The sequence below is a fragment of the Candidatus Chlorohelix sp. genome (genome assembly GCF_037138995.1).
In the GTDB taxonomy this organism is placed as follows: domain Bacteria; phylum Chloroflexota; class Chloroflexia; order Chloroheliales; family Chloroheliaceae; genus Chlorohelix.
In genome coordinates, this window is sequence record NZ_JBAXHI010000018.1 from 33,509 (window position 1) to 57,981 (window position 24,473).

At 46.0% G+C, this 24,473-nt stretch carries 26 protein-coding genes and 1 tRNA gene; 9 read left to right on the forward strand and 18 right to left on the reverse strand.

All coding sequences use genetic code 11. The features are described from left to right. Positions 1-11: 11 nt before the first annotated feature. Positions 12-167, reverse strand: coding sequence for an SDR family NAD(P)-dependent oxidoreductase (locus tag WCK19_RS10050; RefSeq protein WP_342397240.1), 156 nt, complete (start codon positions 165-167; stop codon positions 12-14). A 327-nt stretch (positions 168-494) separates the two neighbouring features. Here WCK19_RS10050 and WCK19_RS10055 point away from each other — a divergent pair, with 327 nt between their 5' ends. From WCK19_RS10055 to WCK19_RS10075, 5 genes are all read left to right on the forward strand, one after another. Next, complete coding sequence (locus tag WCK19_RS10055) at positions 495-3,485, forward strand: response regulator (RefSeq protein WP_342397241.1); 2,991 nt, start codon at positions 495-497, stop codon at positions 3,483-3,485. Between the two features lie 15 nt (positions 3,486-3,500). After that, entirely contained in the window at positions 3,501-3,845 is a 345-nt protein-coding gene (locus WCK19_RS10060; protein ID WP_342397242.1) for an FKBP-type peptidyl-prolyl cis-trans isomerase, read from the forward strand. A gap of 126 nt (positions 3,846-3,971) precedes the next feature. After that, positions 3,972-4,445 (forward strand): FKBP-type peptidyl-prolyl cis-trans isomerase, encoded by a 474-nt coding sequence (locus WCK19_RS10065; protein WP_342397243.1) that lies wholly within the window; start codon positions 3,972-3,974, stop codon positions 4,443-4,445. 3 nt (positions 4,446-4,448) lie between these two features. Continuing rightward, a complete protein-coding gene (locus WCK19_RS10070; RefSeq protein ID WP_342397244.1) occupies positions 4,449-4,853 on the forward strand; it encodes an EVE domain-containing protein in 405 nt (134 codons plus the stop codon). Between the two features lies 1 nt (position 4,854). Then, positions 4,855-5,277, forward strand: coding sequence for a hypothetical protein (locus WCK19_RS10075; protein WP_342397245.1), 423 nt, complete (start codon positions 4,855-4,857; stop codon positions 5,275-5,277). On the opposite strand, the gene puhE is transcribed toward WCK19_RS10075, so the two are convergent. Then, the gene (puhE, locus tag WCK19_RS10080; protein WP_342397246.1) at positions 5,274-6,995 is read right to left on the reverse strand and encodes a putative photosynthetic complex assembly protein PuhE; all 1,722 of its coding nucleotides are present in this window, start codon (positions 6,993-6,995) and stop codon (positions 5,274-5,276) included. The genes WCK19_RS10075 and puhE overlap by 4 nt on opposite strands. A gap of 259 nt (positions 6,996-7,254) precedes the next feature. Here puhE and WCK19_RS10085 point away from each other — a divergent pair, with 259 nt between their 5' ends. After that, complete coding sequence (locus WCK19_RS10085; protein WP_342397247.1) at positions 7,255-7,992, forward strand: SDR family oxidoreductase; 738 nt, start codon at positions 7,255-7,257, stop codon at positions 7,990-7,992. A 213-nt stretch (positions 7,993-8,205) separates the two neighbouring features. On the opposite strand, the gene hemB is transcribed toward WCK19_RS10085, so the two are convergent. The 13 genes from hemB to WCK19_RS10150 all read right to left on the reverse strand — a co-directional run bounded on the left by hemB (position 8,206) and on the right by WCK19_RS10150 (position 20,899). After that, positions 8,206-9,219 carry a porphobilinogen synthase gene (gene hemB / locus WCK19_RS10090; RefSeq protein WP_342397248.1) on the reverse strand — a complete coding sequence of 338 codons (1,014 nt, stop codon included), beginning with the start codon at positions 9,217-9,219 and terminating at the stop codon, positions 8,206-8,208. 12 nt (positions 9,220-9,231) lie between these two features. After that, a complete protein-coding gene (gene hemL / locus WCK19_RS10095; protein WP_342397249.1) occupies positions 9,232-10,536 on the reverse strand; it encodes a glutamate-1-semialdehyde 2,1-aminomutase in 1,305 nt (434 codons plus the stop codon). Between the two features lie 74 nt (positions 10,537-10,610). Beyond that, positions 10,611-11,507 (reverse strand): chlorite dismutase family protein, encoded by an 897-nt coding sequence (locus WCK19_RS10100; RefSeq protein ID WP_342397250.1) that lies wholly within the window; start codon positions 11,505-11,507, stop codon positions 10,611-10,613. A gap of 47 nt (positions 11,508-11,554) precedes the next feature. After that, positions 11,555-12,376 carry a uroporphyrinogen-III synthase gene (locus tag WCK19_RS10105; protein ID WP_342397251.1) on the reverse strand — a complete coding sequence of 274 codons (822 nt, stop codon included), beginning with the start codon at positions 12,374-12,376 and terminating at the stop codon, positions 11,555-11,557. After that, positions 12,376-13,383: a hydroxymethylbilane synthase gene (gene hemC, locus WCK19_RS10110; RefSeq protein ID WP_342397252.1), complete on the reverse strand. Its 1,008-nt coding sequence runs from the start codon at positions 13,381-13,383 to the stop codon at positions 12,376-12,378. The genes WCK19_RS10105 and hemC overlap by 1 nt, the downstream gene beginning before the upstream one ends. Further along, entirely contained in the window at positions 13,370-14,668 is a 1,299-nt protein-coding gene (gene hemA / locus WCK19_RS10115) for a glutamyl-tRNA reductase (RefSeq protein ID WP_342397253.1), read from the reverse strand. The genes hemC and hemA overlap by 14 nt, the downstream gene beginning before the upstream one ends. A 117-nt stretch (positions 14,669-14,785) precedes the next feature. Next, positions 14,786-15,736: a DMT family transporter gene (locus tag WCK19_RS10120; RefSeq protein ID WP_342397254.1), complete on the reverse strand. Its 951-nt coding sequence runs from the start codon at positions 15,734-15,736 to the stop codon at positions 14,786-14,788. A gap of 173 nt (positions 15,737-15,909) precedes the next feature. Next, positions 15,910-16,290, reverse strand: coding sequence for a hypothetical protein (locus WCK19_RS10125; protein WP_342397255.1), 381 nt, complete (start codon positions 16,288-16,290; stop codon positions 15,910-15,912). 119 nt (positions 16,291-16,409) lie between these two features. Beyond that, positions 16,410-17,420, reverse strand: coding sequence for a GNAT family N-acetyltransferase (locus WCK19_RS10130; RefSeq protein WP_342397256.1), 1,011 nt, complete (start codon positions 17,418-17,420; stop codon positions 16,410-16,412). Positions 17,421-17,634: 214 nt separating this feature from the next. Next, on the reverse strand, positions 17,635-18,111 hold the full coding sequence (locus WCK19_RS10135; RefSeq protein WP_342397257.1) for a GtrA family protein: 477 nt from the start codon (positions 18,109-18,111) through the stop codon (positions 17,635-17,637). A gap of 19 nt (positions 18,112-18,130) precedes the next feature. Further along, positions 18,131-18,934: a dolichyl-phosphate beta-glucosyltransferase gene (locus tag WCK19_RS10140; protein ID WP_342397258.1), complete on the reverse strand. Its 804-nt coding sequence runs from the start codon at positions 18,932-18,934 to the stop codon at positions 18,131-18,133. A 131-nt stretch (positions 18,935-19,065) separates the two neighbouring features. Further along, positions 19,066-19,227, reverse strand: coding sequence for a hypothetical protein (locus WCK19_RS10145; protein WP_342397259.1), 162 nt, complete (start codon positions 19,225-19,227; stop codon positions 19,066-19,068). Positions 19,228-19,339: 112 nt separating this feature from the next. Further along, entirely contained in the window at positions 19,340-20,899 is a 1,560-nt protein-coding gene (locus tag WCK19_RS10150) for a nicotinate phosphoribosyltransferase (protein ID WP_342397260.1), read from the reverse strand. A gap of 370 nt (positions 20,900-21,269) precedes the next feature. Between WCK19_RS10150 and WCK19_RS10155 the strand changes: the two genes are divergently transcribed. Both WCK19_RS10155 and WCK19_RS10160 read left to right on the forward strand, forming a co-directional pair. Then, a tRNA-Leu gene (locus WCK19_RS10155) sits at positions 21,270-21,350 on the forward strand. A 235-nt stretch (positions 21,351-21,585) separates the two neighbouring features. After that, positions 21,586-21,879, forward strand: a complete 294-nt coding sequence (locus WCK19_RS10160) for a ferredoxin family protein (RefSeq protein WP_342397261.1) — start codon at positions 21,586-21,588, stop codon at positions 21,877-21,879. A gap of 55 nt (positions 21,880-21,934) precedes the next feature. Here WCK19_RS10160 and WCK19_RS10165 read toward each other — a convergent pair whose 3' ends face one another. Beyond that, positions 21,935-22,582 (reverse strand): 2'-5' RNA ligase family protein, encoded by a 648-nt coding sequence (locus tag WCK19_RS10165; protein ID WP_342397262.1) that lies wholly within the window; start codon positions 22,580-22,582, stop codon positions 21,935-21,937. A gap of 177 nt (positions 22,583-22,759) precedes the next feature. On the opposite strand from WCK19_RS10165, the gene WCK19_RS10170 reads away from it, so the two are divergent. Continuing rightward, positions 22,760-23,902 (forward strand): M24 family metallopeptidase, encoded by a 1,143-nt coding sequence (locus tag WCK19_RS10170; RefSeq protein WP_342397263.1) that lies wholly within the window; start codon positions 22,760-22,762, stop codon positions 23,900-23,902. 58 nt (positions 23,903-23,960) lie between these two features. On the opposite strand, the gene WCK19_RS10175 is transcribed toward WCK19_RS10170, so the two are convergent. Both WCK19_RS10175 and WCK19_RS10180 read right to left on the reverse strand, forming a co-directional pair. Continuing rightward, positions 23,961-24,287 carry a multidrug efflux SMR transporter gene (locus WCK19_RS10175; RefSeq protein WP_342397264.1) on the reverse strand — a complete coding sequence of 109 codons (327 nt, stop codon included), beginning with the start codon at positions 24,285-24,287 and terminating at the stop codon, positions 23,961-23,963. A 1-nt stretch (position 24,288) separates the two neighbouring features. Then, positions 24,289-24,423: a hypothetical protein gene (locus tag WCK19_RS10180; protein ID WP_342397265.1), complete on the reverse strand. Its 135-nt coding sequence runs from the start codon at positions 24,421-24,423 to the stop codon at positions 24,289-24,291. Positions 24,424-24,473 lie beyond the last annotated feature (50 nt).

Below are 24,473 nucleotides of genomic sequence, written 5' to 3' on the forward strand. Positions count from 1 at the left end.
TAATCTCTTGGTTAGTTATTTAGGTTTTCCAGTTTCCGGCGTGCTACCACAATTTTTGCGCCTAGTTTAGATAAATTAAGCGGAATGGATTTACCTATACCTGTGTCGCCTCCGGTTATTATCGCCACATGATTTTGCAAAGCGCTATCGGGCAACATTATACTCATTGATTTCCTCCTAATTTGGAAAGTCTCTGGGTTATTATGTGTATCTAGTTTATTCCAGAACGAGGGAGATTGGCAAATCGTTTGATTATGCCAAAATGGTGAAAAACCCCTATTGCAGCTAACGTTATGTAGCGTTGGATAGCCGTTTGGATGGTATCAAAGAAGCTCAAAAACCTAGCTCTGTATCACCACGGAGAAGGTAGAGGTAGCAGCCTTGCCCGACTATTTGTTCATTTTATTCTATGTTAACGCTATCTACTTTTAAAGTGTCCCTTATGATTTTACATTTAGCCTTAAATAGCTATAATTTGACTTATGGTAAATGATTTGTCAAAGAAGAATTTTGAGAACTATGATGAACTGCCGGGAGGAAGCATCGGTAAACTAGTTCGCGCCGATTATCTTTCACTTGGTCGTTATTTAAATCCCGATCAGATTGCTCGGCGCGTTTACGAAATCCTCTCTCAATTGCTCGGCTCGGACACTGCTTTTGTGCTGGTGCGTTGGGATGGGAAGCGTATCACCCCGCTGGTGATTAAAGCTCACCCCCTGACTGACAGTGTTTCATTGCTTGATATTGTAAAGACGCTACAAAATCAGAAAACCCCTTTGTTGCTTACTGACTCGCATGAGGTTGCAGAGTTTTCAAGTTTGCCTTTAGGCTATCATCTGGCTTATTACCCTCTTACCGATGCGATTGATTTGCGCTCGGCTCTATGTATTGTCAGTCCCCATACTATTTTCTCTCCTGCTCTGCTGGAAGATTTAGAAGCGCTGGTAGTGGCGTTGAAAAATGCGTTGGAAAACGCAGCAGAACATGGCAAAGTGCTGCGGGAATATTCTCTCTTGCAAATGGCAAAAAAAACGTGGGAACAGGTGTGGGGCGAAATCGAAGAACAGCAAAAGGCAATTGAGCGGTTGCTTGCACGTAATCAAGCGTTGCTAGATATTGGTCTCGCCATCAATAGTTCGCTCGACCTGAAAGATGTGCTAACCACGATTGTCACCGAAGCGGTCAAGTTATTACAGGTCAGTCGGGGCGCAATTGCGCTATGGGACGAGGGTAGGCACGACATCAAGGTGATGGCAGAGTATTTGCATGATGGTATATCTATGAATACGCCATCATTTCTTGAATTTAACCTTAATCAGGCTGAAACAATGGCGCTTCCTGCCGAAAATCGTTTGGTAGAACTAAACTTTCCCAATAGCTTGACTGAGCAGGATACCGAGAAATTGCGTCGCTTTTTGGCAGAATCATGGGATTTGCGTACTGGAAAGGTAGGCAGCATTCTAATAAGCCCTTTGCGCTGGCAATCGCAAACCATTGGCGTTATTATTCTAAACGACCAAACCTCCGGGCGTGATTTCAATAAAGAAGATCAGGATGTGTTGGCTCTGATTGCCAACCAAGCGGCAGTAGCTATCGAAAATGCTCGCCTATTTGATACGATTCGGGATGAGCGCAACCGCACCCAACTTATTTTGAACTCTATTGCCGATGCAGTGTTTACAACTGACCTGAAGCAAAGGATAGTTACTTTAAACCCCGGCGCAGAGCAAATCTCCGGGTTGACCACAGAGGATTTGATAGAACGCTATTATTGGGAAGCGCTTGGTATGCAGGATAGCAAAGGACATACCCTACCGCTAGAAGCCTCCCCTTGCCTACAAGCGATTCAAAACGCCACTTCCACCGAGCCGCGTATTTTCTCAATCAATCATCCAGACGGTAAACGCCGTATGATTTCGCTGGTTGCTGCGCCGCTTATTGAAAGTGGTAGAGTCACAGGTGTAGTAGGGGTTTTCCGGGATGTTACCCGTGAGCAGGAGGTCAGTCGTCTCAAGGATGAATTTGTAAGCCTTGTTTCGCATGAATTGCGTACCCCGATGGCAAGCGTGTTGGGCTTCTCCGAACTGATGTTGACCCGTCAGGTGAGCCAAGAAAAATCGCGTCTTTATGTAGAAACCATTCACAAGGAAGCACAGCGCCTCAGCAACTTAATCAGCGATTTCCTAGACATTCAGCGTATGGAAGCAGGGCGGCAGGTTTATAATTTCAGCGAGGTGAGTTTGAGTTTTCTGGTACGCCCTGTTCTCGATTTGTTCAATAACGAGCGCGAACGCATCAAAGTTGAGTTTCCCGATGACCTTACCATGATACGTGCTGACCCTGATAGGATTGTGCAAACCCTAACGAATCTAATCGGTAATGCAATAAAATATTCTCCTAACGGCGGAGACATTATTTTGAGAGCGCACCTGAATGAAAACCAAATGGTGGAAGCTTCGGTGCAAGATAATGGACTTGGTATTCCCAAAGAAGCTCAAAGCCAGCTATTCAACAAATTTTTCCGGGTAGATAACAGCGACCGCCGAGAAATCGGCGGAACCGGGCTAGGACTTGCCATTAGTCGTGAGATAATAGAGGCGCACGGTGGTAAAATCTGGGTGGATAGTGCGCTTGGTAAAGGCAGCATTTTCCATTTTACCCTGCCGGCAGTTTTGGTTAATCCGCCTGAGCCAAATCAAACAATTACCACCTCTTACTCAGTAGAGGCGATTGAAAACACTATTCTTATAGTTGAAGATAACAATAGCCTAGCTCAGCTAATTAGCACTTATCTAGAAGAAGATGGTTATTCTTGCCGGATAGTTAATAGCGCCGAGCAGGCATTACGTTTGGTAGATTTGCTTATCCCGGTTGCAATGGTACTGGATATTACACTAGCAGGTCGTATGGATGGGTGGGATTTGCTAATCAAATTGAAGGAGAATCCGCATTTAACCGATGTGCCTGTTATTATCTGTACAGTGCTAGATACCAAATTTATGGGCGCACATATAGGCGCAGCGGAATTTTTGCCAAAGCCGGTTGAATTACGCAGGTTGGAAGAGTTGATTAACCGTCTAACTGCCCTAGCTCCTCAGCGCAATATTCTAGTAATTGATGATGATGCCAGTTTGCGTCGTATGCTAAAGGAAAGCCTAAGCGAACTGGATTTCGTAGTGGCGACCGCAGCAAGCGGTGATCAAGGCTTGAAACTGGCTACTCAAAACCCGCCTGACCTGATTGTTCTGGACTTGATGATGCCAAAAATGGATGGGTTTCAGGTACTATCGCGCCTGAGAGCCGATCACATTACCATTAATATTCCGGTTATCGTGGTTAGTGCTAAAGAACTGTCAAATGATGAACACGTCTTTATTCACAAAGGATTGGCGCGTTTTCTTACCAAAGGTGAGCAAACTCCTCAGCGTATTCGCGAAGCGGTACGCGAGAGTCTCGAAGCCAAAAAATTGACAACAACCAGATAGGAGATTAGAAATTATATGAGCGAAGTAACAACCCCTAGCGGTTTGAAATATGTGGATAATGTGGTGGGAAGTGGCGCACAGCCGCAGTCCGGTCAGACAGTGGTAGTACACTATACCGGCTATCTTACCAACGGTACTAAGTTTGATAGCTCGGTTGATCGTGGGCAACCTTTCACATTCGTGTTAGGAGCAGGACAGGTAATTAAGGGTTGGGACGAAGGTTTGGCTTCCATGAAGGTTGGCGGTAAACGTCGCTTGATTATCCCTTCGACCCTTGGCTATGGTTCACGGGGTGCAGGTGGAATTATTCCGCCGAACGCCGAATTGCTCTTTGATGTGGAATTGCTTGGAATAAAATAAGGATATTTTGGGGCTATGTTGTAGGGATAAACACCTTGCACATAGCCTTTCTGCTGTTTTAAAAATACCACGTGCTGTATTAAGTAAAAATTACCAATAGCGCTTTTTCTTAGTTTTTAAGGATTGATGATGAACAATAAACCGAGACTTATTTCCGTCTTTATTCTGGTATTGCTGATGTCCGCGCTTCTGGTTGCTTGTGGCGATAATACTGCCGCTCCTTCTGCTGCCACTGCGCCTGCCGGTACCGCTACTCCAGAATTGACTAAAAGCGCCACCGGCTTGAAATATTATGATACAGTTGTAGGAAGCGGCGCTCAGCCAAAAGTCGGGCAAAGCGTTTCTGTACATTACTCCGGCTACCTTACCAACGGAACCAAATTTGATAGCTCGGTTGATCGTGGGCAACCTTTCAAATTCGTGTTAGGTGTTGGGCAAGTAATCAAGGGTTGGGATGAGGGCGTGGCAACCATGAAAGTGGGCGGTAAACGCCGCTTGCTTATTCCGCCGAGTTTAGGTTATGGCGCACAAGGGGCGGGTACGAGTATTCCACCCAATGCTGAACTCATTTTCGATGTGGAACTTTTGGCGGTGCAATGATTTATGGCTTATTTCCTTGCTAAAACCGATCCTGAAACCTACTCGATTGATAGCCTTGAGCTTGAGAAGAAAACCGTGTGGGATGGGATTCGCAACGCGCAAGCCCTTCAAGCCATTCGGCAAATGAAACCGGGCGACACTGTAATGATTTACCACAGTGGAGGTCAATCAGCAGTGGTTGGGGTAGCAAAGGTCATTTCCGAAGCACGTCCAGACCCAAATGACTCTAAAAGTTGGGTTATTGACATCGAATTTGCTCATAAATTTGAATCTCCGGTGACGCTTGCTGAAATAAAAACCAGTGGGCTATTTAATGACTGGAGTTTGGTGCGGCAGAGTCGTCTTTCAACTATGAGCGTACCTGAAAGCTTTATAGATTGGCTCAGCCAAAGAGGGGCTTTGAAGTAGTATGTTTGAACAGCCACTGCTACCTCTGGATGGAGTAATATCTAAAGAGGGAACTGCCTATAAATTGCGTAGCGGTGGTTATCGTCCCAAACCAGAAGTGGAATTGGTGATAATTCGGCTGGTTTTTGGCGCAGAAGAAAGCCAGCTAAAAACATTCTGGTGGTTGGCGCGTCATGAACATACTACCGAAGAGGTAGCGGGCGGCAGACTCATGGTAACCAATATGCGGGATGCAGTAGCGGCAGCACGTCACCTAATCCGCCAAAATTTCAGAATTTCCCGTACCAGAGAAGAAACCTACGCCGAACCTGAAATTAGCCTCGAAGAATGGGGCTTGCGCTATATGGATTTGCTGGCGCGTTATGCTATTCCAACCGGAGAACCCCCACAGTCAGAAGAATATCGCCAAAGTGCTTTGTTCTAAAGGCTAACTGCCGGAATAATACAGCCCTGTAAGCGTTCATGTAACTGCTCGCTGGTTAGGTCTTCTGCAATTGCCATAAAACGCCCACCGGGTAATTCTCCCGGAAGTGGGGGCGTTAGTATTCGTTCAATGATATTACCGCTGGCTAAATCCCACGCTAACCTACCACCACCCCGCGCATGAAAAATTCCCTTGGCGCGTATTACAGGTCCATAATGACCATCCCGTAGGTCGGCAAAAAGGTCGCGCAAGGCTTGCGGGTCAAATTCTCCGGTGTATTCCTTACCGAAAGAGATTAAGCCGCCCTCTTCTTCGTCGTGGAGGTGCTGCTCGTGTTCTTCTGAGAGAAGTTCCGGCTTTGCCTCGAACAATTCATTCAATGCAACCTGCCCGTTTATAGCCGTTATAACCCGCGCTTTGTGATTCAATGCGCTTACTACTTTTCCCACTCGTCCAACCTCGCCCGGTTGCACCAAATCGGTTTTGCTGATTACGATTGCCCCGGCTGCCTTTATCTGCGTCACTACAAACTCAGGTAAGCCGCCTGATGCCAACAAACGGGGCGCTTCGATAACCGCTACTACTTCTACATTCGCGACTCTTTTTACCAGACGTGGGCTGGCAAGCGCCTTGATGATTTCTTCGATTCCCGCAACGCCGCTCGGCTCTATAATCACTCGTTCAGGTTTGAAAGTTTCCAGCAAATTGATTATTTGCCCACTTAAATTTTTCTGGAGCGTGCAGCACACACAACCGCCCGGCAACTCGACTACCATTCCGGCAGCGTTATCGCCCCTAATAAGCTCGGCATCAATTCCTACTGCGCCAAAGTCGTTCACCAACACCGCTACACGCTCATCGAATTGCGGTAACAGGTGGCGAATAAGAGTGGTTTTACCGCTGCCTAGATAGCCGCAAACCACTTGAATAGTGGGTAACTGTTGCTGTTCATCAGCTTTGCGGCTTTTCAACGCCCAATCCCAAGCCTTAGATGGCACAGGTGTAACCAACCACCAATGTTCAATGACGGCGGCAACCATCAACACGAACAACAAAGCCTGTCCGACTTGTTCCCCGGCGGTATTAGTCTGTGCTGCCGATATAAATAGCGCGGTGGCGATGATAGTAGAGATAGTAGCGGAAAATGGAAAGAAAGAGTTAAGCGGCTTTTGGGTAAAATACTGCGCCATATATTTAAGGTTATCGGGAAGGTAATCAGTTGTAAGGTTGTTGATACCCAGAAAAATATTAATTTTTGCCGACTGGTGAGTCCAGTGCAAAATCATAAAAGTCCACAAACCTGTTTCGTTGCTGCCGCCCCAACCTACAATAATAACCGCAATACTCAAGCCGATTATCATCAGTTCATGATACAAGTTTGCGGCAACGGCTCGGCGGAATCTCAAACTGGTGGGAGTGCCGGGTTCAATTTCCGGTATATTTTTGCGACCAACGATAAGACCGCTGTAGTAACTGGTTTCTATCCAACTCCAGATGATAATTGCCCAAAAGAATTGTGCGAATACCCCGCCCACATCATGGCTATCGCGCGTAGCCACCATTTGCCAGAACGCGAAGGGTTGCGCCAGCGTAACCACGCCGAATACCCATGGTCTCCAAGCGCGTCGTCCACACAAATATATAATAATTCCGGTTGCGCCCCACCAAATAAAGATTGCGGCAACTACCGATGGTAAAACATCTATCCAGAAATTCACAATAGAATAACTCCTCCAGAAAGATAAAACTTTGTTGTATGGCTAAATTATAGAGTTACCCTGCTAAAGGGTAAGTGGCTTGGACTACAGAAATAATACCATTGCATAGTCCTAGTTTACTATTCTTTAACCTAGTGTATCCTCGTTATCTCTTGTATTAAAGCCTCTCAAGTAATACTCTATATCAGATATATTTATCTCAAAGCAGTTTATATAGATATTTAGCATTCAAATGCATGATACATAAAAGGAAAAAGTTATGGCAAACTATGATGGTCTAGTTCTCGTTGCAGGCGCAACTGGAGGAGTCGGTAGGCGGGTGGTAAAAGCGCTTGTAAATGAAGGTATAAAAACCCGCGTGTTGGTGCGTGATAACAAAAAAGGCGAAATTCTGGCAAAGCTAGGGGTTGAGGTTTTTATAATTGATGTAGCAAATCCCCAAACAACCGCTGAAACCTTTGCCAAAGCGTTAGAAGGCGTTACGGCGATTATTAGTGCGCTTGGTACACGCCAAATGTTCAGCAATACGAACGGGTTAAAGCAAGTAGATTATTTTGGCAATAAACGCTTGATTGATGCTGCTAAGGTCAAAGGGGTTAAGCGATATATACTCAATTCCACTATGGGTGTATATCAGGAGCGTAGCCTTTTGCATCCTTTCAGTATCCCGTTCTATCCTAAATGGCAAGCTGAGGAATATTTGGTTAAAAGTGGGCTGTCCTATACTATCATCCGCCCCGGTGGTTTAGTAGATACAGACGAGGCTTTGAAATTGCCTTCTGGCGCAAAACGTCGCCCGGTGCTGGCGGAGAGCCAGTTAAGCGGTGATGGAGGCTTTAATATTCTCGGTCGGGTACACCGTGAGGATGTAGCGCTGGCGATGGTGCGCTGCCTTTGGACTCCCCAGATGCAAAGCCGCATTTACGATTTGCTTGACTACTCTTCGGTAAAGCCTAACAAGCGCGAGAAGATTGTTAAAGAACTGTCGGTTTCCTAATTGTTTCGCTCGTTTCAGCAAAAGATTTAGGCAAGGGGTTTTAATACCCCTTGTTTTTACTTTACATAAAATAAAGGTGGGCATAAATCGTTTTTTGTGTTATTGGCCTATGCCAGCGCAGTACAGAATATTCAAGCAAAAATAGCAAAAAAATATGGCTACAGAAATTTCTCCGTAGCCATTGTTATTTATGTAAGGGAAAGATTTATGTAATTATCGAGAGAACCAAGGAGCAGCTTCTTTGGCGTGGTAGGTGATAATCATATCAGCACCTGCCCGTTTAATAGAAACCAACGTTTCGCGAATCACACGTTCCTCGTCAATCCAACCTAAACGTGCCGCCGCTTTTATCATCGAATACTCGCCACTGACATTGTAAGCTGCCAGCGGTAGGTCAAAACGATCACGTGTACGGCTGATAATGTCTAGATAAGCCAGCGCAGGCTTGACCATAATCATATCTGCGCCTTCTGCGACATCTAGTTCGGTTTCGCGCAAAGCTTCGCGAATGTTGGGGGGATCCATTTGATAGCTGCGTCGGTCGCCGAATTGAGGGGTACTATCGGCAGCTTCGCGGAATGGTCCGTAATATCCGCTGGCGAACTTGGCGCTGTAGGACATAATCGGAATATTATCGAAGCCGTTAGAGTCAAGCCCCTCGCGAATTGCGCCTACACGTCCGTCCATCATATCGGAAGGGGCTATAATGTCCGCACCCGCTTCAGCATGTGAAACAGCCATTCTAGTGAGCAAATCAAGGGTGGGGTCGTTCAGCACGTAACCCTCGTTGTTTACCACTCCGCAATGCCCATGATTGGTAAATTCACAGAGGCAAACATCGGTGATAACTACCAGTTCAGGCACAGCCTTTTTGATTATGCGAACCGCTTCCTGAACTACGCCATTATCGTTGTAGGCTTCGCTACCCTTCTCATCTTTAAAGTCGGGGATACCAAAAAGTAGCACGGCAGGAATGCCCAATTTTGCAATATTCTCGGCTTCACCTGCAAGGTCTTTTAGCGACCAGCGATATTGCCCCGGCATAGAGCCGATTTCCACCTGAGAGTTAATACCTTCGGCAATAAAGAGCGGATAGATAAAATTATCAACCGACAGATGAGTCTCGCGCACCATCCGCCGCAAATTTTCGGTGCGGCGGGTGCGGCGTGGGCGATTTTTCAGATTGGCGCGTTTTTGCGCTATTCCCAAATCTTTCTCAGTCAGCATAGCTCCCCCTGTTTAAGCAGTAACTGCCAGATTTGCTAGACTGTCTTTAACAGCAGCACAAGTTTCAGCGATTAATTCCGGAGTATGGGCAATGCTCATGAAACCGGCTTCAAACTGGCTAGGTGCGAAGTAAACGCCTCGTTCAACCAAGCCCCAGAAGAAAGTAGCATAAGCGCGAGTATCGGCGGTTTTTGCGCTGGCATAATCCACCACTTCCTGCGCGGTAAAGAATATCCCGAACATGCTATCAATGCGTTTGAATTGCACCGGAACGGGACTTTGTGCAAGAGCTTGACTCATGCCGTCATCCAGCAATTTTCCATGCGCTTCCAGTTGTGGGTAGAAACTAGGCTTTAATAGCTCCTTGAGATTAGCAATACCAGCAGCCATCGCCAATGGGTTACCGCTTAATGTTCCAGCCTGATACATCGAACCCAACGGGGCTACATGTTTCATAATTTCAAGCTTACCGCCATATGCTCCAACCGGCAAACCGCCACCCATAACCTTACCCAGTGTGGTCAGGTCAGGTGTAACGCCATACTTGCCCTGCGCACAGCTTGAGCCGCCTATTCGGAAACCGGTCATCACTTCGTCAAAGATTAATACTGTGCCTTCCCGCTCGGTAATGCTCCGCAAGCCTTCTAGGAAACCGGGCTGAGGCTCTACCATTCCCATATTTCCGGCGACAGGTTCTACAATAAGGGCGGCTATCTGTCCTTTGTTCGCCGCAAAAAGCTCCTCAACGGCAGTAAGATTGTTGTAAGGAACGGTAAGAGTATCGGCGGTGGCAGCCGCAGTTACGCCGGGGCTATCGGGTAAGCCCAATGTGGCAACGCCGCTACCTGCTTGAACCAGTAGGAAATCGGCATGTCCGTGATAGCAGCCGATGAATTTGATAATCTTGTTGCGTCCGGTGTAAGCTCGCGCCAATCTTAGGGCGCTCATAGTAGCTTCAGTACCGCTGTTAACCAAACGAACCATTTCGATGGATGGAATAGCCGATATAATCAGTTCGGCAAGTTCAGTTTCGAGTGCGGTAGGCGCTCCATAACTTGAACCTCGCGACGCTTGCCGAGTGATAGCTTCTACAACTATTGGGTTGGCATGCCCCAGAATTAAAGGACCCCAGCTTAATACATAGTCAATATATCGGTTGCCATCCACATCATACATGAACGCGCCTTCGCCACGATCAATGAAAATGGGGTTGCCACCCACGCCTCGAAATGCTCTTACCGGGCTGTTGACTCCACCGGGAAGAACTTTAGATGCTGCCTCAAATAAATCTGCTGAACCCTTCCGCTTCTCGCTCATTTCTTTTTTCCCCGATTAAAAATGATGGGGTCAGTGGCATTGTACCCCGACCCCTGTGACGTAAGCAATGATGCCTAAAGACCTAAGTTTTTGATAATTTGTTCCACTGTAGTTGAAACACAGGTGAAAATGGGAACATCTCGCACTGTGAACAAGCTAGATTCGGTTTCACGCAATTCCATTATCAGATCAAGAAAGTCTGACGGGTAATCGGTTTCGAATGCTACTACAAAATCCTGATCATCCAGACCAAAAGAGTAGGAAGTGTTCAATTTAACGGTTGGATATTGGTGTCCAACTATAATATGCTCATCCATAACACGCTGCCGCTCTTCTTTTGAGAGTAAATACCACTGGCGTGTTTTTACGAATGGATAGACGAAAAGGTATTTTGCGCCCCACGGCTCTACACGCAATCGCTCGTTTTCTGAAGTAGTGTGGAAATGCTGCTCGGTATAAATAGAACGCTTGGTTAAAGCAGTATAGTTAACAGGTACGGTTAAATAAGAGCCTAACCCTGTTCCTAAAACTGTTGCGTTTGCTTCCTGAAAACGTTCCAACCCGCTGGAAGATTCGCCATCTTTGTTGACCGGAACGACATGCCACAACATGAAATCTACGTCACCGCGCACACCTGTAAGGCTATAAGGGCGCAATAACTCACCTCTTGGGTAGAGACCATCCATAGCTTGTAGAAACTCGTCAACTCCCTTTTGGCGTTCTGCTATCGGTAAGCGCCTGAAAGCCGGATCCAATTTGTAAAAGCTGAATTTAACGAATTGTTGTTTGGTGGCGTTATGCTTGTACTCAACTTTCAGTTCAGGAGTTTCGGGCATAACGCGCCCTCCCCTAAGCCCGAGTTTCTGCTTCATTTCCTGTTCTTCAGGAGTAACTAAAGCAGAAGGGTTATCGTAGCTTTCGGCTATAGGAATTGCGACTGAACCCCCTTTGGTTGGGTTATTGTCGTCCATATTTATATTGTACCTCCAACATTTATATCCACAGTTTTGTATTTTGATTATACGGTAGCGCTCGACTGGTTAAAGTAGTCCGAAATACAAACTACCAGATTATCTATGGTATATTTTTCAGGTTGAAGGTCTATTTTCAGACCCATCTCAAGGGCGGCGCCAGCCGTAATCGGACCGATACAGGCAACCGCACTATTTTTTAACAATTCGGGCAATGGTTTGCTGCTAACGCTGGAAAGCCGCGCCGCGAAGTTTCGCACTGTTGAGGCTGAGGTAAAAGTTACCACATCCACTTGCCCTTGCTGCAGTAATTGCAACAAATCTGAGGGGTTTATCCCACTTTCTCCACCTACTACAGTGTGATAAGCTGTTATTTGAGTAACTATTGCGCCTCTTTCTTCTAAACCTGTAACCAGAGATTGCCGGGCAATGTCAGCGCGAGGCAGCATAAAACGCTGTCCTTGCAAATTTTCGCCTAGCGCTTCCAGAATGGATTCAGCTACAAAGCGCACGGGTATTAAATTTGGTTCAACCCCTTTACTGCGAAGTGAATCGGCAGTGGCAGAACCAACTGTGGCGGTTTTAACGCCTGAAAAAGCTTGGCTATCTTTCCCTAACTCAGTCATTCGTTGCCAGAAATATTCAACGCCGTTTACACTGGTAAAAATCACCCAGTTGAAGTGGGAAAGTTCGGCAATTACTCCATCTATTTCGTCCCAAGTTTTGGGCGGAATGGTTTTGATGACGGGAAATTCAAGAGCATCTGCGCCAATTTCACGCAGATGTTCCAATAAGCCGCCGGATTGTTCTTTAGCACGGGTTACTACAATACGCCTTCCCGCAAGGGGGTGTGCTTTTTGAGCATCCATTATTTTCTCTCGGTGATATAGCCTTGTTTGCGGGCATCATCCAGAATTTCGCGGGCGCCTTTGTTAAGGGCTTCTTCTGCTAAACGAAGTGCAACTTCTTTAGCCTGCGCTAAAGAACCATCGTTGGGTTCTTGAATTTCCACCAAAATTTTCCGAGAACCATCGGGGCTACCAATGAAAGCACGCAAGACCAGTTGCTGCATCACTATTTCAGCATACGCGCCTACCGGAGTCTGGCACCCGCCACCCAACGCTGCCATAAATTCCCGCTCGCATTTTACAGCAATCAAGCTGTTGCGGTCGTTAATCAGGTTTAGAATATCGAGTAAGGCTGTGTCATCTACCCGACATTCCGGCGCAAGCGCACCCTGACCGGGGGCGGGAAGCATTAAATTTAATGGGATACATTCTGCCGCTTCGTCAAGGCGACCAATTCTTTTTACCCCTGCTGCCGCTAATATTACTGCGTCATAATCTTGTTCATGCAATTTACGCATGCGGGTATCAATATTCCCGCGCAATTCTTTAATCTGGAAATCAGGGCGATAGTTTCGTAATTGTGCGACTCGGCGTGCGCTGCTAGTACCAATGACCGCTCCTTGCGGCAAATCTGCCAGCTTAATGTTTTGCCTACTGAAAATCGCATCACGGGCATCCACTCGTTCAGGGGTAACTGCTACATGCAAGCCTTCCGGCTGTTTGGTTGGCAGGTCTTTGAGGCTATGTATTGCCAAATCAATTTCGCCCGCTAGCAGCGCAGTTTCAAGCTCTCGCACAAAAAAGCCATCGTCACCGACGCTTTGTAATGGCACATCCTGAATTTGGTCGCCGCGGGTGGTAAATACGCGGGTTTCGATTTGCAAACCGGGACGGGCTTTTTTAAGCTCTTCAATTAGCCAATTAGTTTGCCATAGCGCCAGTTTGCTACCGCGAGTTCCTACAATAAATGTTTTATTTGGCAATTCCGTATGCGGTTTTTCCGCCTCCTTTAACTCAATTTGTTTCATGACCTGCTCCTTGCAGCGCGAAGAGATGTTTGACTACCTCAGCATACCGACCACCATCAGTGCTGGTGGCAACTTCCTTTAATCTAGTAGTGGGTTCGTGTAACAGTTTGTTAACGATGCGGCTGGTTAGCTCTTCAATCATGTTAACTTGCTTATCGGACAAGTCACCGAAAGTGTGACGAATTCTTTCCAATTCAGCACGGCGGATGGTATCCGCATGTTTTCTTAGCGTGGTGATGGTGGGGACTACAGCCAATGAGCCAAGCCAGCTCATAAATTCTTCAATCTCTTCATTAACAATTGCTTTTACTCGTTGTACTTCAGAGCGACGTTTTTCGAGATTCTCGTCTGCTAATTTCTTCACATCGTCTAAGTCCCAAAGTTGAACACCTAGTATTTCGGAAACATCTGGAGCGACATCGCGAGGTACAGCAATATCAACAATATTAAGGGGTCTCTCAACTCTGCCGGGCATAACTTTTTCAAGATGTTCCGGTTCAATAACTGCGAAAGGCGAACCAGTAGAACATATTACCACATCGGCTTGTTCTAATGCTTTTGACAAATCTTTTAGTTCGTAGGTGTTATCAATATTAATGCCAAGATGTTCGGCAAGTTTGTGGGCTTTGCTCAAGGTGCGATTAACAATTAGTATTTTGCTAACGCCCGCTGCCATCAGCACATGGGCAGTTAATTTAGCAGTTTGCCCGCTGCCTAATACCATTCCAACTTTACCTGCCAATGAACCAGTATGCTTCTTGACTAGTTCTACAGCAGTATAGCTTACCGATACTCCATATTCAGCAATGGTGGTTTCGGTTCGAGCGCGTTTTCCGGCGCTAATTGCAGCGCGGAACTTTGAATCTAGCACCCGCCCGGCGGTTCCTTGCTTCCGAGCGATTTCAATCGCATCACGTACCTGCCCTTGAATCTGGCATTCGCCAATTACCATAGATTGGATGCCGCTGGCAACTTCAAAAAGATGTGCGACAGCATCTCGCCCATGATGATAATAGAGGTATTCAGCAAAGTGATTTTCGGGTACACTTTGGTAGTCCGACAGAAACCGCCGCATTTCAGCCTGCAAATCGTTACGACGTGCGTGGGAGGCAACCAGATAAAGTTCGACCCGATTACAAGTTGAAAGAATAGCGGCTTCAAGTATGTGAGGATGCGAGACCAGCGCTGCAAGCGCCCCGTTCAAACGCTCACCACCAAACGACAATTTTTCACGGACTTCGAGAGGGGCTTTCTTGCAATCTAGCCCCACTGCCATAAGTTCCATATTAATATGCCTCAGTTGCCAAATTCAAGTTATGAATTGAACACATTGTGCAAATTTTACCAGCACGGCATATTTTTTTATATAGGGTCTACACCTTAGATTCTGCCTTAGTAGTACCTATTCTGGAGAATTTTTTTTTCGGGGTGCGGTTGCCACTCTTACGCCCCATAACAAAACTAGCGTGCCTAACACCAATTCCAGCCCAAACGGTTCGTCAAGGAATAGGATTGCCAGTGCCTCCGTGAATATCGGGGAGAATAACTGGATGGTTGCCACTTGTTCCAGCTTTAAATATCGGAGGAGTGTATAGAAGAGGGCAAAGCCTAGCGCGGATGGTACTATTCCGGCGTATGCTATATAGAGTAATCCTTCAAAACTAAGAGAAGCTAGACCGTTTGGTTCAAACAATATTAGAAGTATCCAAACCGGGATTACACCGATTAACTGGTTTAAGCTGGTCGAAAGCAGGCTTGTACCGGGTAAGGAACTGGTATATCGTTTTCCCCACAAGCCATATAGCCCCCATCCAAAGGTTGCAAAAACCATCAGCGCCAGTCCGGGCAGGAGATTTCCGCTGTTTAGGTTCTGGAGCAATTTATCTAGATTGCCTCCGCTTATAACGATTGCAATTCCGCTCAGTGATATTAGCACGCCTACCACTTGCCGCCAGCCCGATTTTACCCCTAGCCAGAAATAGCCTCCTATCAGCACTACCATCGGATTTAAGCCAAAAAATACTATTCCTCCCAGCGTGGCGCTAATGTAAATCAGGGCTGTATTGAGACCAATCATATAAATTGACAGAAATAAACCGCCCATCAGGTAGTTCTTTATTCCTCCTACCAGTGGTAAAGCTGTTTTGTTATTACGGGTAGTAAGCCAGTAAATCAGAAAGGCGAAAATTCCGGCAATGGTAAAACGGACTGCTACCATTGTAAAGGGGGTTGCTAGGTGCTTGAGATAAATATGCTTGGTTACGACAGTGGCGCTTGCCCAACTGGCAACAACTAGAACCAACAAGATAACCGGGCCCCATGCGGTTGCGCCGTCAAATGTTTTGGTTTTCACTCATGCTCCTAGCTTGTGGATTATTAGAGCGACATTATAAGCTAGTAAGATGAATTTTGCTTGAATAAGAGAGCCTTTCATAATAGGTTAGCGCCTTAACAAAAAGCTCCTTTGTATTAGGATGATTAAATATGAGCGGGTGTTTTTAAATGAATTTGAAAGTCGAAAAGAGGTTAATATCTGTAATAACTTCCCTCTTCCTCTTCTGGACTTTGGGGAAACTCGTCTTGGGTTTTGAATCTGTCTGCCAGCATAGCAAAAATAAGGAAGATAATCCCTGCACATACTGGTGGCAGTATCAATACAAAAAACAGTTGTATCTCTCTCAGAGTATCAGGGTCAGCGTTTTGGTCTATAAAAATAGGTGGCAAAACTATATACAACAGCAGTGCGGCGGCTAACCCGATAAACCAGCCCTTAAACCCGGTAACCAACCGATAACGTCGTTCAGGGTCTTCATCACGTTTAATCATTTTTATAATTAGTAATGTAGGACCACCAATTATGGCTACTAACCATGCTACAATCAATAGAAATACGCCAAAATCATCCATAGTCTTTAACCCCCAGATTGTATTACACCATTGTCACCCAACCATATTTTTAGTCGCAGGATGCAAGCGACAGGTCATTACACTTTTGACGAACTAAGCGTCGCTATAAACCTCAATGTTCATAAATTCTTATATCCAATTTTGTAACTTCGCCATGACTGATAGCCTAGCTTTGCATAAAAAGCGGTTAAATCTGTCCAATCAATAGTTGCAAATGTAACCCCCGTTTTTCTAAGATGTTCTGTTCCTGCTGCCACTAGGGCAAGCCCTATTCCGCCACCTCTTATTGTGCTATTTATACCCAAAGGACCAATGCTGCCATGCTTTTCTTTAGGTTTTTCATGCATTGCCCAGAATATTATCGGGCGTGAAAGACCTTTTTCTATTACTTCTTTTGCTTGCCAAGTTTGTAAAAAGCCTTCAATTTTACCACTGCGACTTTTTATAAGCGTTATATTTTCCGGGCTATAACCTATTTTGAACAATCGCTCAAGGTCATAATGCCAGCGCGGAGAAAAACCGTTAGAGGCTAATCCTATAAAATCCAGAATAGATTCTTCTTCTCCAGCCTTGCCCTGAGTAAAAAAATAATCCCCACCCGCAATTGAAGTGGGTTGTTCGGGTAAGCGCCAATTATCCAAAGATAAGCAAAGGTCATTTATTAATTCTTTATTAAAATTGCAGCCTTTATTTGAAAAAAACTCTAACGCTTCACCTTCTGGCACACCCGGAAAAAAGTGGCTAAAATCCCCACCCAATCTAATCAGTTCAACATCTGATAGAGCATCATGCGCTTTTTCCAGCAGCGTTGTACCAATGCCCTGTTTTCGACTGCCTTCTTCAACTAGTAATAGGCTTATCCAGCCTGTTTTTCCATAGCGTTCTACCATAACAGGTGGTGCAGTTATATCTCGGAAGCGTCGAGTTAAAACAAATCCGAGCAATATACCTTGCTCATTCCATGCACCCCAAAAATCCGCTGGTTTGAAAGCAGCGTTGTTTTCGACATTTATTTTCCACAAATGACCGTCAGCAGAAAATAGGTTATTTAGTACACTATTCTTCCATAGCTTTAAGACGGCATCTCGATGAGAAGGTTCGTAAGCTTTGAGAATCAACCTCATTTGCATAAATTCTAAGCCACCTTTCCAAATTATATAACCTAAGAATTTTTATCTTATTAAGGGGAGCGCCTAAAACGATTAAAATATTATAATCTATTAGCCATTTTCTCTGTGATATTACAAATACCGGAGGTTATTTGGGGCAAGCAAAAAAAGTAGCCAAACTCTTAACAAGTTTGGGCTACCTTAAAATTTACCTATAAAATTAGGGTTGGTGGCTTTAATCTCTGCGGAGCAATGAGTTAGAAACTTTGTTGAAAGTCCAAAAGCGATTGGCGAAAAAGTTCCATAACAGCACTATTCCGGTTGCAATTATTTTTGCCGGTATATAGCCGTAATTTGGGTTAGATAGTAACCATCCGGCAGGAGCTTCCAAAGCGAATACCAGTAGATTATTGAGTAACAACCCAACCAGACTGATTAAAATAAACCGGAGTCCCTGTTGTAAGCTCTTATCCTTTCTCGACTCTGGATAGACCCAATAGCGAGAAAGTAGATAGTTGTTAAGGATGCCACAGGAGTAAGAAACCAGATTAGCGGGTAAAGTAAGCCAACCGAACCAAGTTTTTAGGACGCTTAGGATGGCGAAATCCAGCAAAGTGCCGCTTAAGCCAACTGCCAGGAATCGCAAGAAACGCCCCACCTCGTTTTGCCATCTATTAAAGACTATCAAGTTTCTATGTCGCGTCCCCAACATGATTTTCACATCCCTAACTTTAAGCCGCCCGGTTTACCGAACTGGTTATTTTTGGATTGGTTTCCTTTGCGTAACTTGTGGCGGCAAGTTGCCCTTTACCGCTCCAGAATGTTTTACGCATGCGCCACAATCCCTTTAAATCTTCCTTGACGGTTTTAGTTATATGTACTCGGCTATCAAGGTCTTCCACCCAAGTAACGGCTACTTCATGTATTTTCATGCCATTATGTTCTGCCAGTAACAGCATTTCGGTATCAAAAAACCATTCGTTATTTTCAATCATAGGCAAAAGCTGCCGGGCTGTTTTAGTAGTAATAGCTTTGAACCCGCATTGGGCATCGCTGAAATGGTTTAGGAACACCGCTTTTATCATAATATTGTAGCAGCGTGATATAAGCTCCCTTTTCCATTGGCGCGTTACCTGCGCTTCTCGCGCCAGTCGCGAGCCGATTGCGATTGAGTTTTGCCCTTCTACCAGTGGAATAACCAGCGGCAAAAGCGCATCCAGACCGGTAGAGAGATCCACATCCATATAGGCAACTACTTCAGCCTCACTATTGCCCCACGCTTGCCGCAAAGCTCGACCTCGCCCTTTTTGGTCAAGGTGCAATACCTTAACTTCAGGCAAAGCTAAGTTCAGTTGACGCGCAATTTCCCAAGTGCGATCTTTGCTGGCGTTATCTGCTATTGTTATTTGCCAGCGATAAGGAAAATTTTGTTTCAAGAATTGATACAATTGTTTCACGCTTTTTTCTAGCGCTGCTTCTTCGTTATAAACCGGTATTACAATTTCTACGAGTGGTTTGCTATCTAATGAGTTCATTATTTTCCATGCCTTTTCTAAAATCTTTATTTTTAGCATCCGGATTATCTTCCGGTAATACCAGAATACAAAATGAAAATTAGGGTTAAATTGAAAATTTATGTGAGATTTCTCATGGTTTGGCGCAAATCTTATGGGAATGTGGCAATAAAAGAAGGGCGATTCCAGCGCATCTGTTCCAAGTAATTCAAAACTGAAACGGGAATAAAGCTATAGATGTTAAGATTTGGTTTTGGAATCAGGCAGCGAGTGACTGATGCACCTAATCTTTCCGAATTTCCAATTTCCTGCACTAGATTGTTCCCGATTTATTTTTGAATTACTTGGAACAAATGGGGTAAGGGTTTGCCCGGCAATTTGTGCAAACCCCTTGTTTTATTCTGGTTTGGTTGGCGCTGCGTTTGTTTATTCGTGATAACGCTCTTGCAGGGTCTCTGCTATCAGACGCTGCTTGAGTTGCCACAGGTTCTCGCTAAGCGAAACATGGTAAACGTGAGGCTTGATAATGCGGCGCACCCCTTCATCCAAACGTGATAAATCGGCATCGCGCACCGCTCGCATCTCTTCTAGCGAAGGGCTATCGTAAACGAATTTGCCCTCGCGCACCATTTCCACCAACAACGGCTCGACCTTCTCAATTTCGCTGGAATGCAAAATCCGATACTTTGCCGGGTCGGAAGGATGGTACAACCGCAGATTCTCATGTTGTCGTAGGTCTTCTCCTTCAAGGCTCAACACATCGGCGGTAGCTTTGCCACGTTTATCATATAGCCGCCAAGCTTGCTTGTTGCCGGGATTAGGAATCTTGGCGGTTGTTTCGGACAGCTTCAGAGCGGGCAACCACTCGCCCTTTTGCTCCACTGCTACCAGCTTGAAAACCCCGCCCAACGCCGGATGTCCGTGTGAAGTGATAAGATGTGTCCCCACCCCGTAAACCAAACGAGCCAGCAATTTGTCCGGCTCAACCCCATATCGAGGGGCTTCCATCATTATTTGGCTTTGGATTTGCCAGATTACTAGCTCGTCCAGTTCGTTGGAAAGCACGATGGAAGTATCGGGAAAACCAGCAGCATCCAACATTCGCGCCCCTTGAATGCTGAGGTAGGCAAGGTCACCTGAATCAAGGCGGATACCGGCGGGCTTGTGACCCTTGCGTCGCAATTCCTCGAAAACCTTAATGGCATTCGGTATCCCGCTTTCGAGGGTATTAACCGTATCTACTAGCAGGATACAATCGTCAGGGTAAACTTCGGCAAAGGCGCGAAAGGATTCCAATTCGCCCTCGCCCAGCGCATTGAACAATTGCACCATGCTATGGGCGTGCGTGCCACGTGGCGTGTAGCCCAACACATGCGAAATCCCTACGTTCGAGGTAAAATCTGCGCCACCGATGAGAGCCGCTCGCGCTCCGGCATTTGCGCCTGTCCCCTGCCCGCGCCGCATCCCAAATTCCAGAACTGTTCTGCCTCCGGCAGCTTGCCGCAACCGTGCCGCTTTGGTAGCAATCAAAACTTGATAATTCAGTTGGTTGAGCAGAGCCGACTCGATTATTTGCGCCATCGCTATAGGACCGGTGACAACCGTCAGTGGTAAATCTGGATGTACCACACGCCCTTCGGGGATGGCTTGCAGAGTTAGCCCCTCAAAATTGCCGTTAGCGCGTAGCCATTCCAGAAAGTCATCAGCAAACAGGCGTGTCCCGTTATGGTTGGTTTGGCTACGCAGGCAAGCTATATCTTCATCGCGGAAATAGCTTTCTTTCATCCAGTCGAGCAGCCATTCCAGCCCGGCGTTAATGCAAAAACCCGCCGAATGCCCGCCGTAATCAGGGTAATTGCGAAAATAATGGTCAAATTGAGCCTTTTTTTCGTGCAAACCCTGTCGGAAATAAAGCTGTGCCATTGTAAGCTGATACTGGTCGGTGAAAAGAATTCCCTCAGCGGTGCGTTGCTGCGCCCTGTTCATTGCCGAATCTCCTTGATAATAAAAATTTGTAACTATTTACTACCCCCTAAATCCCTCGAAAAGAGAGGGAGAAATTATAGGGACACCCCTATTATCCCGGCATGGAGTTTCCCCTGCACCCCTTTTTATCCGGGCTGTGTAGCTACAAAAATTTTGTATATGATACCATATAGGAGCAGGGAAAATGCGTTTAGCTCAAACTTCTCGTATCGAGATACAGCAAGTGTATAAATTTAAAATAATTTCAGGTTCACTGTAAGGTCATTAGAGGGGGCAGCTATTTTCAAACGCATTTTCCCTGAATCCATTCATAAACGACATGACATGTAGCAATCTTTCTGATATACTTTAGACCGTAGAAATTCTACGGGGGCTAGTGGCGGAATGGCAGACGCGAGCGACTTAAAATCGCTTGAGGAAACTCGTGTGGGTTCGACTCCCACCTGGCCCATCTTTTTCTTATGTAAGGCTTGTGTAAAACTGCACTTGTCAACCTTACTAGAAAATGGTATGATTTCACAAATTTTTCGGTTATATACGCTTCCGCAATGTATTGTCTTTAACGACATCAAAAGTAGAAGCGTACCCCTGCTACTGTCACCAATCACTAGCTAGGCTCTAAGGTTGGTACCCCTATATGGTTGCCCGATTGGGCGTATTAGAAATTAGAAAAGAGGAGACAAGAGATGGCTTACGTTATAACCGAGCCTTGCGTGGATGTAATGGATAAATCCTGCGTCAACGTTTGCCCGGTTGATTGCATCTATTCTGATGAAAATGACCGCTCGCTTTTTATTAACCCGGATGAATGCATTGATTGTGGCGCGTGTGAACCAGAGTGCCCTGTTTCTGCTATATTCGCGGAAGAAGAAGTTCCGGACAAGTCGAAAGCGTTCCCCGGCATTAACAAGCTCTACTTCACCGACAAAGCCGCAGCACGCGCCCAACTTGATAAGCTAATTCCCAAAAAAGCTAAGTAATAATAAGCTTTAGCATTACAGTATGAACGCTAGAGGCGGCACCTATAGCCGCCTTTTATTTTGCAGCGGGAATTGTTCCAAATTTGATATGAGAAATGGTGCGCCACTCAAGGCGACCATCTGTATTAGGCAATTGCGCCAGCAAGCCCATCTCCTCAGCAGTAAAACGGAAATCAAGTTTATAGCTGCCAGTATCCAACTCATGTTGAAGCACCGTCAATTCTATATCGCTTAATTTGTTGCCGATGGTAAGGTGCGGGTGGTATTTTTCACCTTCAAGACTGTCCGCCGCTCCACCTATATAGAAGTGTGAAAGCGCGTCGAGCAATTTTTGATGCAAAGACCACAAAGGTGATGAGTCGGCAATTTTGAGGAAAACCACATTACAATCGGGTTTCCTGAAAACATCGTAGCCCGATAGCTCAACCGTAAATGGCTGAATAGCAGGGGTTATTTCTTCAATTGAGCGGCATACAGCGTGAAAATGAGCGGGTAAATTAGGCGGATTGCCGATGGAAGCCGGTCGCTTTAAGGTAATATGTGGGGGTATTTTCATTTTAAAGCTCGGGTCATAACGGAATCTGACATAATCCAGCGCGGTAGAAACCTCTGTAGGGGCATAAAGAATAACAGCGAATTGTGCTTCCTGCTCATTATTAGCTCGTAAAGAGCCTAGAGTACCGGTGAAACTGCTGGTTAACAAATCCTATCACCTACCAGATAAAAAGCTCTGGCTGCTCATAATAATTGTTTGCCTGAGCAGTATAATAAAGTAAATCACTTCTAAGATGGATATTTCTGGGAATTATAGCATGGCTAAAATAATCAAACAATTGAGAAAAAAATATATGATACGGTCACAGGAAAGGAGATAAAAAAGATGGCTGTTGGTGAGACGCAAAAGTTAGAGACACAAGAAAAAAATGCCCGTATCCGCGCTTTTATGGAGCGCAACGGGTTGCATGCATTGGTTCTGGGGCGACAAAACAACTTTGCATGGGCTACCGGCGGTGGGGTAAATTGGGTGAATACGGCTGCCGAGTTGGGGGCTGCCACACTGGTATATACCGCTTCTGGCAAGACTTACGCCCTGACTCAAAATATCGAAATCCCTCGCTTTGAACAGGAAGAAGGCTTGAAAGAACTGGGCTTTGAGGTTGTGTCTCATAATTGGTGGGAAGGTAACTCTGCCAAACACGCAATTTTACAGGATTTGCTAGGTGGGGAAGGCGTTAAAGTTGGCACCGATTTCCCGCTCGAAGGTTCAGAAAACCTTGCCCCATTATTGGCGCGTGAACGGTGGAGCTTGACTTCGCATGAGGTGCAGCGTTTTCGCGAACTTGGTAGGCAAGCAAGCGAGGCTTTGGAAATCGCCACCGCAGAGGTTAAGCCCGGTATGAGCGAATGGGAGATTGCGGGAAGATTGGCGCAAGAGTGTTTTAGCCGTTCTCTACTGGCTCCGGTTACGCTGGTAGCAACGGACGAGCGTATTTGGCAATATCGCCATCCCGTTCCAACCTCGAAGAAGTTGGAGAAATACGTGATGCTGGTAGTATGCGCCCGTAGCGGTGGGTTGGTCGCCAGTTGCACCCGCTTGGCGCATTTTGGTACGCTTACGGCGGAACTGGCAAAAAGGCATGCGGCGGTACAGCGCATTGATGCAGTTTTTAATCTGGCGACCCGCCCCGGCGTTGCTATTGGTGAGGTTTTCAAGCAGGGCTTGGCGCAATATGCCCGCGAAGGCTTTTCGGACGAATGGCAATTGCATCATCAGGGTGGCGCTACAGGCTATGAAGCTCGCGATTACGTTGGCACATTTAATAGCTCTGAAACGGCGTTGGACTGGCAGGCATTTGCTTGGAATCCTTCCATAACCGGCACTAAAAGTGAGGATACTATTTTGGTGAGCAGTGAGAAGGGCATGGAGATTTTAACCCAATCTTCCGCCTCGAAATGGCCCAGTACCAACGTTGAAATCGAAGGGTTGGGTACGATGCGCCGCCCCGATATTCTCGTCCTGTAGTAGCCTATATAAGGCGTGGTGGGAGCGTATTACAACCGCGTTTTGTCTTTTCTCTATGCTAACCGTGACTCGTGCCGCTCAGGTTCAAACCCACTACTCCCGCAATAATCAGCGTGAGTGAAATTAGCTTGAGCGCATTTAGCGGTTCGTTGAACCACAGAATACCGATAGTGGCAATCAGAGCCGTACCCATCGCGCTCCAAATAGCATAAGCTACGCTCACGTCTATCTCTTTTAGGGCGAAGGACATTACCGTGAAAGAGCCACCGTAAAAGACGAACATCAATATCCCGAACAGTGGTTTGCTAAAGCCTTCACTCAATTTCAGAAAGGTTGTGCCGACCACTTCCAGTACAATGGCGCTGCCTAGCAATACCAATCCCATGTTAATTTTCCTCGCTTTTTGTGCTGCTATTTTGCTTCGATAACTTCAACATTAATTCCATAACTTCTTGTTTAAGTTCAAGCGCTATTGCGCCGAACCCTAGCGCTTCGGTGTACCAGAATCCATCCGCTGGCATTCGGCATTGGCTTTTTGCAAAGGTTCCAGCAAGGTGCGGTTAGCTGTGTT